General features: G+C 64.1%; 13 protein-coding genes. 3 read left to right on the top strand and 10 right to left on the bottom strand.

Annotated elements, in window-relative coordinates; genetic code table 11:
- The 10 genes from ACK5L9_RS19815 to ACK5L9_RS19770 form a co-directional block, all read right to left on the bottom strand.
- Nucleotides 1-713 (bottom strand): sugar kinase (locus ACK5L9_RS19815; RefSeq protein WP_416913180.1); only part of this gene is annotated, 713 nt, incomplete at its 3' end.
- Between the two features lie 93 nt (nt 714-806).
- Nucleotides 807-1,862, bottom strand: coding sequence for an ABC transporter ATP-binding protein (locus ACK5L9_RS19810; protein ID WP_416913179.1), 1,056 nt, complete (start codon nt 1,860-1,862; stop codon nt 807-809).
- Nucleotides 1,863-1,865: 3 nt separating this feature from the next.
- A complete protein-coding gene (locus tag ACK5L9_RS19805; protein WP_416913178.1) occupies nt 1,866-2,705 on the bottom strand; it encodes a carbohydrate ABC transporter permease in 840 nt (279 codons plus the stop codon).
- Nucleotides 2,706-2,707: 2 nt separating this feature from the next.
- Nucleotides 2,708-3,637, bottom strand: coding sequence for a carbohydrate ABC transporter permease (locus ACK5L9_RS19800; protein WP_416913177.1), 930 nt, complete (start codon nt 3,635-3,637; stop codon nt 2,708-2,710).
- Entirely contained in the window at nt 3,634-4,887 is a 1,254-nt protein-coding gene (locus tag ACK5L9_RS19795; RefSeq protein WP_416913176.1) for an ABC transporter substrate-binding protein, read from the bottom strand. The genes ACK5L9_RS19800 and ACK5L9_RS19795 overlap by 4 nt, the downstream gene beginning before the upstream one ends.
- 25 nt (nt 4,888-4,912) lie before the next feature.
- Entirely contained in the window at nt 4,913-6,070 is a 1,158-nt protein-coding gene (locus ACK5L9_RS19790) for an aminotransferase class I/II-fold pyridoxal phosphate-dependent enzyme (protein ID WP_416913175.1), read from the bottom strand.
- Nucleotides 6,063-6,779 carry a FadR/GntR family transcriptional regulator gene (locus ACK5L9_RS19785; protein ID WP_416913174.1) on the bottom strand — a complete coding sequence of 239 codons (717 nt, stop codon included), beginning with the start codon at nt 6,777-6,779 and terminating at the stop codon, nt 6,063-6,065. The genes ACK5L9_RS19790 and ACK5L9_RS19785 overlap by 8 nt, the downstream gene beginning before the upstream one ends.
- 88 nt (nt 6,780-6,867) lie before the next feature.
- A complete protein-coding gene (locus ACK5L9_RS19780) occupies nt 6,868-7,692 on the bottom strand; it encodes a TolB family protein (protein ID WP_416913173.1) in 825 nt (274 codons plus the stop codon).
- Nucleotides 7,693-7,694: 2 nt separating this feature from the next.
- The gene (locus ACK5L9_RS19775) at nt 7,695-9,161 is read right to left on the bottom strand and encodes an MFS transporter (RefSeq protein WP_416913172.1); all 1,467 of its coding nucleotides are present in this window, start codon (nt 9,159-9,161) and stop codon (nt 7,695-7,697) included.
- A 178-nt stretch (nt 9,162-9,339) separates the two neighbouring features.
- A complete protein-coding gene (locus ACK5L9_RS19770; RefSeq protein WP_416913171.1) occupies nt 9,340-10,035 on the bottom strand; it encodes a transcription antiterminator BlgG in 696 nt (231 codons plus the stop codon).
- Between the two features lie 395 nt (nt 10,036-10,430).
- On the opposite strand from ACK5L9_RS19770, the gene rpsJ reads away from it, so the two are divergent.
- The 3 genes from rpsJ to rplD all read left to right on the top strand — a co-directional run.
- Complete coding sequence (rpsJ, locus tag ACK5L9_RS19765; RefSeq protein WP_042247848.1) at nt 10,431-10,739, top strand: 30S ribosomal protein S10; 309 nt, start codon at nt 10,431-10,433, stop codon at nt 10,737-10,739.
- Between the two features lie 12 nt (nt 10,740-10,751).
- The gene (gene rplC, locus ACK5L9_RS19760) at nt 10,752-11,618 is read left to right on the top strand and encodes a 50S ribosomal protein L3 (protein ID WP_416913170.1); all 867 of its coding nucleotides are present in this window, start codon (nt 10,752-10,754) and stop codon (nt 11,616-11,618) included.
- The coding region (gene rplD / locus ACK5L9_RS19755) for a 50S ribosomal protein L4 (protein WP_416913181.1) at nt 11,615-11,774 on the top strand (160 nt) is incomplete at its 3' end. The genes rplC and rplD, both read left to right, overlap by 4 nt.

The raw sequence follows: 11,774 nt of genomic DNA, 5'->3' as shown, positions 1-11,774 counted from the left end.
GTCCCGCCGAAATGCACATCCGCGCCGCCGGCCTTGACGATCACCTGCCCCGCGCCAAGCGCAAGATAGCGCGCCAGCGTCGCCTGCGGATCGGCATCGCCAAAGAACTCGCGTTCGTCGTCAAAGCTGGGCAGCATGATATCGGCCGCCGCCGCCGCCACCTCGATCTGATGGCACATGGTCGGGATATCGGGCCAGAGGCGCGGGCGCAGGTTGGAATCGAATACGATCAGTGTGCCGGTCGCGCGCGCTTCGGCCAGAGCGACCATCAGCGCCTCGCGCCCCCGAGCGGACAGGATCGCCAGCGTGATCCCCGACAGATAGGCGATGCGTGCGCCTTTCAGCGCCTCGCGCAGCGCCGCGGGATCGTCGGCCAGCCGTTTTGCCGCCGAATTGTCGCGCCAATAGGAAAAGCTGCGCTCGCCATCCTTCAGCGAGATGGCGTAAAGTCCGATTTCGTGCTGCGGATCTGGCAGGACATGGGTGGCGTCGATTCCCTCGGCCACCAGAAAATCGATCATCTTGCGCGAAAACTCACCGGTTCCGACGCGGGACAGATAGCCGACATGCCAGTCGGCGGGCAACACGCGGCGCAGATACCAGGCGGTGTTCAGTGTGTCGCCCGCCACCCCAAGTTTCCACAGATCCCCCGATCCGGTCTGCGACAGCTCGACCATGGCCTCGCCAATCGAAATGATGCGTTTCTGCGTCATGCGCCCCTCTGATATGCTTGCGCGTGCCGGACCGACCGTCCGGCACGCCACTGGATAGCGCGGTTGCAGGCCGCAGCCAAGATAGCCAACGGGTCAGCGCAGGCTTTGCCCCGCCGCATCGAAAGCATGGGCCTTGTCCGGCTGGATGCGGATGCCCAGCCGGTCGCCCGCTCGCAGCGGCACATGGCCATGCTGACGGATCATCAGCGCACCGATCCCGTCAACCTGGGCAAGGATGTTCGTGTCCGAACCCAGATGTTCCACCACATCCGCAAGCCCGTTCATCTGCCCCTGATCCGGCGCGGTCACATCCAGATGTTCGGGGCGCAGGCCCAGTTCGGTCACACTTGCCGCCGCCTTCCCCGGCAGCGCGATGTCGACCCCGTTGCCCAGCCGGGCACCGCCCGGCGAGGCCGTCGCGGCCACCACGTTCATCGTGGGAGAGCCGATGAACTGCGCGACAAAGCGGTTGGCCGGGGTTTCGTACAGTTCCAGTGGTGTTCCGACCTGCTGGATCACGCCTGCGCTCAGTACCACGATGCGGTCGGCAAGCGTCAGTGCCTCGACCTGATCATGGGTGACATAGACCATCGTCGCCCCCAGACGGCGGTGCAGGCGGGCGATCTCCATCCGCATCTCGACCCGCAGCGCGGCGTCCAGATTGGAGAGGGGTTCGTCGAACAAAAACGCCTTGGGCTTGCGCACGATGGCGCGGCCCATCGCCACGCGCTGCCGCTGGCCACCCGACAGCGCCTTGGGCAGCCGGTCCACCAGCGCGTCCAGGCCAAGGGTCTGCGCCGCCGCCGCGACCTTGCTGCGCCGTTCTTCGGTGGGGGCACCGCGGATTTCCATGGAAAAGCCCATGTTCCGCATCACATCCATATGCGGGTACAGCGCATAGGACTGGAACACCATGGCGATGTCACGGTCGCGGGGCGCGATGTCGTTCATGCGCGTCCCGTCGATGGACAGATCGCCGCCGCTGATCGGCTCCAGCCCGGCGATCATGCGCAACAGCGTGGACTTGCCGCAGCCCGACGGCCCGACCAGCACGATGAATTCGCCATCCTCCATGGTCAGGTTGATGTCGCGCAATACCTCGGTCGAGCCGTAACGCTTGGCCACGCCGTTCAGATCAAGTCTGGCCATCCTCTATCCTTTCACCGCGCCAGAGGTCAGCCCCTGGACCAGATATCGCTGGATGAACACGAAGAACAGGCAGGACGGCACCAGCGCCAGCACCCCGGCCGCCATCATCTGTCCCCAGTCCACCGAGAATTTCGAAACAAAGGTCAACAGCCCGACCGGGAAGGTCATGGCGTCATTGCTGCGGATCAGCATCAGCGCGAACAGCACCTCGCTCCACGCGGCGGTAAAGACAAAGCCCAGTGTCGCCCCCAGTCCGGGCAGGGTCAGGGGCATGATCACCTTGCGCAGCGCCTGAAACCGGGTGCAGCCATCCATCATCGCCGCCTCTTCCAGATCCTTGGGGATGCCGTCGAAGAAGGATTGCATCAGGAAAGTCGCGAAGGGGATGTTGAAGGCCGTATAGACAAGGATCAGACTGGTCAGCGAATTAAGCAGCCCCATCGCTGCCACGATCTTGTAGATCGGCGCGATGATCATCAGCAGCGGAAACATCTGCGTCAGCAGCATCAGCGCGATGACCACCCGCTTGCCGCCGAAATCAAAGCGCGAAAAGGCATAGCCTGCCGCCGCCGCGATAAAGGTGGTCGCCGCCGCCGTCAGCAACGACACGATCAGCGAGTTGCGGAAAAAGCGCAGGAAATCGGACTGCCAGATCACCGTCTGGAAATTGCCCATTGTCATCCGCGAGGGCCACATGGCAGTGCCCTCGGTATAGATAAGCTGATCCGGCGTAACGGCGATCTTGATCAGCCAGTACAGCGGGAACAGCGCGAAGATCAGGTAAAAGGCGATCGCCGCGATCTTGCCGATACCCGCCAGCCGGTTGGGATTGCGTCGGGTCATGGCTATACCTTCACCAGCTTGCGCCGCAGGAACAGGACGAACACCGCGTAAAGGAACAGGATCAGCAGCAACGCCACCGCAATGGTCGAGGCATAGCCGAAATCCAGCTTCTTGAAGGCGGTCGTGAAAATATAGGTGGACAGGATCTGCGATGAATTGGCCGGTCCGCCTCCGGTCATGATAAAGATCAGATCGGCGAAATTCGCGATCCAGATCGTGCGCAGCATCACCGTGATCGCAATCATCGGCGCAAGGAAGGGCAGGGTGATCTTGGTAAAGCTCTGCCAGCGGCTTGCGCCGTCGATCTCGGCCGCCTCGTACAGATCGGATGGAATGGATTGCAGCGCCGCAAGCAGGGTGATGGCAAAGAAGGGAACGCCGTACCAGATATTCGCGGCAACCGGCCCCCAGATCGCCAGATCGGGATCGCCAAGGATGTTATAGGGTTCCGACAACAGCCCAAGCCCGGCCATCCAGTGCGGCAACGGCCCGATGGTCGGGTTGAACAGCCATGCCCAGACCAGTGCGCTAAGGAAGGTCGGCACCGCCCAGGGCAGGAAAACCAGCGCCTGAAACAGCCGCTTGCCCGCGAAATGCGTGTTCAGCAGCATCGCCAGCCCAAGGCCCAGGAAGAACTGAAAGAACAGCGAGCCAAAGGTCCAGACCAGCGTGTTTTCCAGCGACATCCAGAATTTCGCATCGCGCCACAATGCGATGTAATTCGCCAGCCCGACAAATTCGGCGTTTTTCGGGCGCAGCAGCATCATGCTCTGGAAGGAATAGGAAATCCCCATGACCAGAGGCACCAGCATGACCAGGGCGATCAGCAGGATCGCGGGGGTCAGGTACATGTAAGGTTCGACCAGATAGGTCCAGTAAAGCGAACGCCGCGCCCGGACCTCTCCGGGCGCGCGCCTGTGCTGTCGGCTCACTGCCGGGCTTTCCAGGCTGTGTATTCGTCGGTCAGAAAGACCGCCCATTCATCGGCCAGCTCTTGCGCGGTTTTCTGGCCCAGCAACGCCTCTTGCGCGCTGTCCTTCAGCAGGGTCGAGTTGAAATAGCCCCACTGTTCCAGATAGGTCGGCATGATGGTCGGGACATAGGCGTCCGAGTTCAGTTCCTGAAACCAGCCGCTGAATTGTTCGGTCTGGAAGAACGGATCGCGGTCGGCACCCTGATGGATGGGGATCACGCCGACCCGCTTGGCCCATGCGGCATTGGATTCCGGCGTGGACAGCCAGGCGACCAGCTTCCAGGCGTCATCCGCGTGGGCGGTGCTGTCAAAGACTGACCAGCCGGCAAAGCCCATGGTCGGGAATGCCTTGCCCTCGGGGCCAAGCGGCATCGGGATCACCGCGAAATCCTCGGCCGGCATACGTTCGGCAATGGCGATCAGAGCGTCGGGATCCTGATCGAGGAAAGCGCAGGTGCCGGAATAAAAGCCCGCCACGATCTCGTTGAAGCCCCAGTTGACCGAATCCTTGGGCGCATAGCCTTTCTGGTAAATGTCCAGCAGGAACTGGATCCCCGCGACCGAGCCGGGTTCGTTGATGCGGCTTTGCCCGTCCGCGGTGAAAAATTCATTCGTGCCGTTCATCGTCGCGGCCATCATGATCCAGCCATTCGTGGCACCCGGCCCGCCGCGCAGGCAATAGCCGTATTTGCCGTCCAGCCCGGACACGGCCTCGGCGGCGGCCATGAACTCATCCATGGTTTTGGGCGGTTCGGCCACGCCTGCCTCGGCCAGCAGCTTTTTGTTGTAAAACATCGCCCGCAGGTAAAAACCGTAAGGGATCATGGTCATCTTGCCATTGGCCAGCTTGCCCATGTCCATGGTCTTGGATGTCAGTGTCGCGCCATGTTCCCAGCCGGCGATCCGGTCATCCAGCGGCATCAACTGATCGGCGTAAAGCGCCTGCCATGTGTCGGGCATCTCGATCACGTCGGGCACGTCGCCGCCCGCGATCATCGTGGCCACGGTCTCGAACGCCTGCCCCCACGGGACCGAGACGATCTCGACATCGATACCGGGATTGGCGGCCTTGAAGCCGTCCACCATGGATTGCAGCGTCACAGTCCGGTCGGGGCTGGTGATCACCTCGACCAGTTTCAGCGTCTCGGCATTCGCTGCGCCACCCGTCAGCAGGGCCAGCAGCCCTGCGGTCGTTATCAACTTTCTCATTCTCTACTCTCCCTTGGTCACTTTTTCAGATTCTGCTTTGCTGCAAGGCGGTCTCGAAATCCGCCCACAGATCTTCTGCCGCCTCAAGCCCCAGGCTGAGCCGCACCAGATTCGGCGATACGCCGAATGTCCGCATCGAATTGAACTCTCCGGCCTGCGCCAACCCCACCCCGGCGGGCAGGATCAGGCTTTCGAAGCCGCCCCAACTGACGCCCAGACGAAAATGCCGCAAGGTGTCGGCCAGCACCGGAATCCGCACGCTGTCGTCAAATTCCACCGAGAACAGCCCAGACCGGCCCGTCAGCCCCGGCGTCGAATTTGCCCCCGGCGCATTCACCCGCCGTACGAAGGGCAGTGCCGCCAGCCGGTCCACGAACATGCCCGCCGTGGCGTGATGCTGTTTCATCCGGGGAACCAGCGTGCGCAGGCCCCGCATCAGCAGAAACGCCTCGAACGGGGCCAGCTTGGCCCCGAACAGCGGCAGGGTCAGATCGCGCAGCGCGGCGATATGCGCATCCGATCCGACGACGACCCCGGCCACCGTATCCGAATGGCCCGAGATATATTTCGACGCCGAATGGATCACGATGTCGATGCCCGATTCGATGGGACGCTGAAACACCGGCGTGGCCCAGGAATTGTCGATCATGGTGATGGTGCCATGCCGCCGGGCATGGGTCGCGACCTTGGGCAGGTTCAGCACCTGAAACACCACCGAGGTCGGGCTTTCCAGATAGGCCACCTTCACCCCGCGCAGCAGATCGGCATCATCCTCGAATGCGGATGGCGGATGATAGCTGACGTCGATGCCAAAGGGGCGCAGGATCCTCTCCATGAAGCGATAGCTGTCGGGATAAACATGTTCGACGCAGGCCACCCGGTCGCCGGGGCGCAGGAACGCCATCAGCGCCGCCGAAATCGCCCCCATCCCCGAGGCGAAACCAACGCCCGCCCCGGCCCCTTCGGCCCGCGCCATCATCTGTTCGAAAGCGGCGACGGTGGGGTTCTGCACGCGGGTATAGATGGCCTGATCGCTGCGCCCGGCCATGCGGTCCTCGAAGTCCTGAAAACTGTCGAAGGCGAAAAGCGAGGTCTGATAGATCGGCGGCGTGATCGAGCCGCCTTGCCCCGGATCGACAGAGGCAAGCAAGGTCGCCAGTTCGGGGCGTTCGGATTCAGACATTTGGTCCTCGTGTCATTTCGGCTGCGGTATGCAGCACGTCGTCCAGAATACGGGTGATGGCCCTGACCGCGCCGGGTTCGTTGCCCTCGACGATGGCCAGGGCCAGGGTGCGATGCAGCGGGATCGTCGCATGGCCAAGCTGCGGCTGGTTGAAGGGCGCGTCGTAAATGTCGTGAAAGCCGCGATAAAGCTGATCGATCATCTTGCCGAACAGCGGGTTGCCTGTCGCCCGGTGCGTCGCCTCGTGAAAGCGGTAATCGGCCGGGCGCCAGTCGCCGCCCGCCTCATAGACTGCCATCAGCTCGGTCATGCGCTGCATGATCAGCCCCTGCACCGCCTGGCCCGAGGCCCGCGCCGCCAGCCGCACCGCCTCGATCTCAAGCGGGCGGCGAACCTCCAGCATGCGTTGCAGGCTGTCGGCCTCAAGCCGCACGGTCAGCGGCAGATGCACCGAGCGGGTGGTGATTTCGGTGACGATGCGCGTCCCCGCCCCCTTGTTGCGGGCGATGATGCCAAGCGATTCCCATTGCCGCAGCGCTTCGCGCACGGTGGACCGGCCCAGACCAAAGCGCCGCGCCAGTTCGACCTCGGGGGGCAGGCGGTCGCCGACGCCCAGCCCCTCGGCCTCGACCATCTCGGCCAGCAGCCGCACGACCTCGCGCGATTTCGGCGGGCCATTGTCGGGCGATGAGGCGGCGATTCGGGGCATGATGTTTCGGGGTTCGGAAAAGCGACTCGTCCGCCATCCTGAATTATGTCTGACAATGCGTCAACTATGTCCGACATAATCGCGGCAATCACCCTGCGCCGCCGCTGCCGGGCGCATAGCGCATGAAGGCGAAGCCGCGGCCATCAGGGGACCAGCAAGGGGTGTTGATCGTGCCCTGACCGCCGAACAGATCGACAAGCCTGCGCCGCTCTGCCCCGTCCGGTCGCATCACCCACAGCGACACGTCCAGATCGCGCGGATGCCCCAGGGTTCCTGGCGGATAGGCCAGATACAGCACATGCCCCCCGCAGGGCGAGGGATGCGGGAACCAGTTCACATTGCCATCGCGAAAGACCGGCGCGGCGCCGCTGCCATCCGCCGCCATCCGCCAGATCTGCGCGTGCCCCGTCGCATCCGAGTTGAACCAGATGAACCGCCCGCAGGCCGAGAAATCCGGCCCGTCGTGATGCGCGATACCGGGGGTCAGCACCTGCTCGGTGCGGCTTGCCAGATCCAGCGTCGCAATCCGGACCACCCGGTCGCCGCCCCGCGCGCAGGCATAGGCGATCCGCCCGCCGCTGGCCCCGTGCCACCAGCTTGGCCTTTGGGGCAACAGCTCGCGCGGGCCATCGGGATCAACGGCATAGATGCCCGATCCCTGCCCGTCATGGCAGGAAAAGACGATCCGGCCGTCCGGCAGAAAGCCGTGATCGTTGTTGCAGCGCGTCAGCCCGCCCGTGTCGATGGCGTGCAGCCCTTGCCCGTCCGCGCGCCACAGCCGCCCCTCGGCATTGACCAGAAACCAGCCCTCGGGATGCCAGTTCGGGGCCTCGATCAGCCGGTCGCTGCGCAGCACCACCCGCAGCGCGCCGGTCACGGGATCGCAGATCTCAAGCGAGGATCGCCAGCCCATGCTCAGCCCGCCTCGATGATGGGCGGCGGCGGGCCACCCTTGTCGGCTGCGGGCCGCGCGCCCCGCAGCAGCCAGATCCGCAGCCCCAGCACGGCCAGCACCGCGCAGAAGATGCCAAGCTGATAGATCAGCGCATGGCGTATCGCGGCAGGATAATTGCCCGCCCCAGCGCCATGCAGATGCACGAAGAACAGGCTGGAAGTGGCGGCGATGCCGATGGCCGCGCCGACCTGCTGAAACGCCTGCATCGCCCCTGACCCGGCACCCGCATCATGGCCCGGCACCGCCTGCAACACCAACTGGAACAAAGGCGATATCCCCAGCCCCATCCCGAAACCGCAGAGCGCCAGCGGCAGGGTGATCACCCAGGCCGAAAAGGGCTGCGCCGGATACCCGGTCGCCTGACGCAGCAGCGCCGCGCCGATCAGCATCACCAGCGCCCCCGCCGCCATCCGCAGCGCCAGCCCGCGCGCCCCGAACCGCCCTGTCACATAGCTGCCCAGCATCACGCCAATGGGAAAAGGCGCGGTCGCCAGACCCGATTGCATCGGCGTCAGCCCGAACCCCGTCTGAAGATAGATCGCCAGCACCAGAAACAGCCCCGGCACCGCCGAGAAATGCATCATCACCATGACGATCCCCGACAGATATCCGCCATTGCGCATCAGCGAAACCGGCAGCAATTGCGCCCGCCCGGCCCGCGCCAGCCAGACCTGCCGCCAGACAAACAGTCCCCCCATCAGAGCCGCGCCCGCCAGCAAGGCGACGCACCACAGAGGCCAGCCCAGCATCGCGCCCTCGATCACCGGCAGCACGATCATCGTGGTCGCCGCGCCGAACAGCGCCATTCCCGGCCAGTCGATCCGCATCCCGCGATCCGAAGGCAGCGCCGGGATCAGCCGCAGCCCGGCCAGAATGACGAACAGCCCGAAAGGCAGGTTCACCAGAAAAATCGGCCGCCAGTCCAGCCCGGCAATATCCGCCGTGATAAGCGCGCCCCCCAGCAGCGGCCCCGTGACCGCACCAAGGCTGACGACCACCCCCGCCATCGCGAATGCACGGGCCTTCTGATCGGGCGGAAAGATCACATGCATGATCGCCATGACCTGCGGCACCATCATCGCGCCGCCGAGCCCCTGAACGGCGCGCGCGGCAATCAGCGCCTCCATTCCCGGCGCGAAACCGCACAGCGCCGAGGCCAGTGTGAACAGCCCCACCCCGGTCAGGAACATCCGCCTGCGCCCCAGCTTGTCGCCAAACCGGCCAAAGGGCAGCAGTCCGGCGGCAAAGGCCAGCACATAGGCGGCCGATACCCACTCGATCTGATTGGCCGAGGCACCAAGGTTGCGCTGGATCGAGGGCAGCGCCACATTGACGATGCTGACATCGATCAGGTTCATGAAATTCCCCATCAACAGCAGCGCGGTCGCCGCCCACGGGCTGAAATCGCGGATCGGGCTGCCAGTCATCTGTGAACCTGTCCTGGCGCGATAGAGCCTGACGACTTTCTTCTGATTATGTTGTCAGGCTATAACCATTTGAATTTACGCTGATGTTGCGCCAATTTGATGATCAAATTGGCTTCCGCCAGCTTTACTGAACAAATCTTCCGCCGCGCAGGTTCCGGCGGGCGGCCTGGTCCGCGCCTCAGGCAATGACGACAAGCCCGACCGAGCCAAAGGCCGCACGCAGGACGGGATGATCCGCCCGGATATGGGTCGCCCCGAAATTGCGCGCGACCAGCCCCTGCAACATTGCCCGCCGCAGCGGATCGGCGGGAAGGTCCGCCGTTTCGGCACCGGGGGCCAGCCCCACGGCAGGTACAGTCACAACCACGGCATCGCCGGGCACGCCCTCGTGCCAGACCAGCACCTCGCGCATGTCGCGGCCGGCAAAGCTGCGGCGCAGGCTGTTGGGGCTGTCCCCCGCATCGCCCGGCACCCGCAGCCCCTTGACCTTGCCGCCCAGATGCACCCCGCCGCTTTCACGCCACAGATCTGTTACCGACATGATGGCCAAAGCCGTGCCGCACGTGTCACGCAGGGCGATATCGTCACCCGGAGCTATTCGCGTGGCGAAATCTTCGTTTACCTTCAGCGTCACAGGGACAGGCCAGTGGGCACCGGAACACAGGCGCATCCCCTGTGCCACGCTTTCGGCATCCGCCTGCGCCATGAATCCCTTCAGCGGAAAGAACCCGCCATTCATCAGCAGCGTCAGATCGCCAAGCTGCGCCGGATTCAGCACCCATCCCGGCAACGAAACGGCCTCGTCCCGCAGCCTGTCGGCGGCTTCGGGCGAGACGAACAGCTCGGGGATCGGGATCTGGTTCACCGGGCGCATGCGTTTCCCCCTTTTGGCCTCGCCCCGACATAACCTCGCGCCGCAGCACGATCAACCACCGCCAACCCGCCCCCGACCGCCGCGGGACGCAATCTTGCGGGGGTGACGCCGCAGCAGGCTTGCCGGAAACGTCCGGCAGGGCCCCTGGGTGCCGCGCAAGCGGCGTCCCGGCATGAGGGCCACGTGTTTCCCGTGGTTTGGCCGCGTTCGGGCCTTGACGCACTGGCGGGAATAGGGCAATAGCGCCGCATCGCATTCGATCCGCAAGAATCGGTTGCCATTGCCGAGGCCGCCCGCAAAGGGGGCGGCCTTGCGATTTTATACGGTTCGATGCTGGCGGTATATGGTGTGTTGTCAGCCTCTCAACTGGAACTCCCCGTTCAGAGGGATGACATATGCAAAGCCAAAACATCCGAATCCGGCTGAAGGCGTTTGACTATCGTGTGCTGGATGCCAGCACGCAAGAGATCGTCAACACGGCCAAGCGCACCGGCGCGACGGTTCGCGGCCCGATTCCGCTGCCGAACAAGATCGAGAAATTCACCGTTCTGCGTGGCCCCCATATCGACAAGAAAAGCCGTGACCAGTGGGAAATCCGCACCCACAAGCGTCTGCTGGACATCGTCGATCCGACGCCGCAGACCGTTGACGCGCTGATGAAGCTCGACCTCGCCGCAGGCGTGGATGTCGAGATCAAGGTCTAAGGAGGCAGCCCCATGTTGCGTACTGGTGTTATCGCCAAGAAACTGGGCATGACGCGTCTGTTCCTGGACGATGGTCGTCAGGTTCCCGTGACCGTCCTGCAACTGGACAATCTTCAGGTCGTGGATCAGCGCACGGTCGAGCGTGACGGCTATACCGCCGTTCAGCTTGGCGCGGGCAGCGCCAAGGCCAAGCGGACCACCGCCGCGATGCGCGGTCATTTCGCACAGGCCAATGTCGCGCCCAAGCGCAAGATCGCGGAATTCCGCGTGGCTGCGGAAAACCTGATCAAGGTCGGCGAGGAAATCACGGCTGACCACTATTTTGCGGGTCAGTTCGTGGATGTCGCGGGCACCTCGATCGGCAAGGGTTTCGCGGGTGCGATGAAGCGGCACAATTTCGGCGGTCTGCGCGCCAGCCACGGTGTGTCGATCAGCCACCGCTCGCACGGCTCGACCGGTCAGTGTCAGGATCCGGGCAAGGTGTTCAAGGGCAAGAAGATGGCCGGTCATCTGGGGGCCGTGCGCGTCACCACCCAGAACCTGCAGGTTGTCCGCACCGATGCTGATCGTGGTCTGATCATGGTCAAGGGTTCGGTTCCCGGCTCGAAAGGTGGCTGGGTCACGATCAAGGACGCCGTCAAGAAGGCGACGCCTGAAAACGTGATCTACCCCGCCGCGCTGCGTTCGGCCGCTGCCGAAGCCAAGCGGATGGCCGAAGAAGCCGCCGCCGCCGCCGCCGCCGAGGAAGAAGCCGCCCGCAAGGCCGCTGCCGAGGCCGAAGCCGCCGCGCAGGCCGCCGCCGAAGCCGAGGCCAAGGCCTCGATCGAGGCTGACAAGGCCGCCGAAGGCGATGCTGCGCCCGAAGGAGAAGACAAATGAAACGCGGTGTGATCACGCTCGAAGCCGGCAAGGCCGGCGATATCGAACTGAGCGATGACATCTTCGGGCTTGAGCCGCGTGCGGACCTGCTGCATCGCGTCGTGCGCTGGCAGCGTGCGAAGGCGCAGGCAGGCACCCATTCGGTGCTGGGCAAGT

The organism is Paracoccus sp. (in: a-proteobacteria), assembly GCF_047973135.1.
Classification (GTDB): Bacteria; Pseudomonadota; Alphaproteobacteria; order Rhodobacterales; family Rhodobacteraceae; genus Paracoccus.
The sequence above is the reverse complement of the archived record's forward strand: the minus strand, read 5'-3'. Positions and strand labels throughout refer to the sequence as shown.

Coding starts and splice junctions, on each gene's coding strand:
- ACK5L9_RS19810 (WP_416913179.1), bottom strand. CDS start 1,862: ATGGCCAGACTTGATCTGAACGGCGTGGCCAAGCGTTACGGCTCGACC.
- ACK5L9_RS19805 (WP_416913178.1), bottom strand. CDS start 2,705: ATGACCCGACGCAATCCCAACCGGCTGGCGGGTATCGGCAAGATCGCG.
- ACK5L9_RS19795 (WP_416913176.1), bottom strand. CDS start 4,887: ATGAGAAAGTTGATAACGACCGCAGGGCTGCTGGCCCTGCTGACGGGT.
- ACK5L9_RS19790 (WP_416913175.1), bottom strand. CDS start 6,070: ATGTCTGAATCCGAACGCCCCGAACTGGCGACCTTGCTTGCCTCTGTC.
- ACK5L9_RS19785 (WP_416913174.1), bottom strand. CDS start 6,779: ATGCCCCGAATCGCCGCCTCATCGCCCGACAATGGCCCGCCGAAATCG.
- ACK5L9_RS19780 (WP_416913173.1), bottom strand. CDS start 7,692: ATGGGCTGGCGATCCTCGCTTGAGATCTGCGATCCCGTGACCGGCGCG.
- ACK5L9_RS19775 (WP_416913172.1), bottom strand. CDS start 9,161: ATGACTGGCAGCCCGATCCGCGATTTCAGCCCGTGGGCGGCGACCGCG.
- ACK5L9_RS19770 (WP_416913171.1), bottom strand. CDS start 10,035: ATGCGCCCGGTGAACCAGATCCCGATCCCCGAGCTGTTCGTCTCGCCC.
- rpsJ (WP_042247848.1), top strand. CDS start 10,431: ATGCAAAGCCAAAACATCCGAATCCGGCTGAAGGCGTTTGACTATCGT.
- rplC (WP_416913170.1), top strand. CDS start 10,752: ATGTTGCGTACTGGTGTTATCGCCAAGAAACTGGGCATGACGCGTCTG.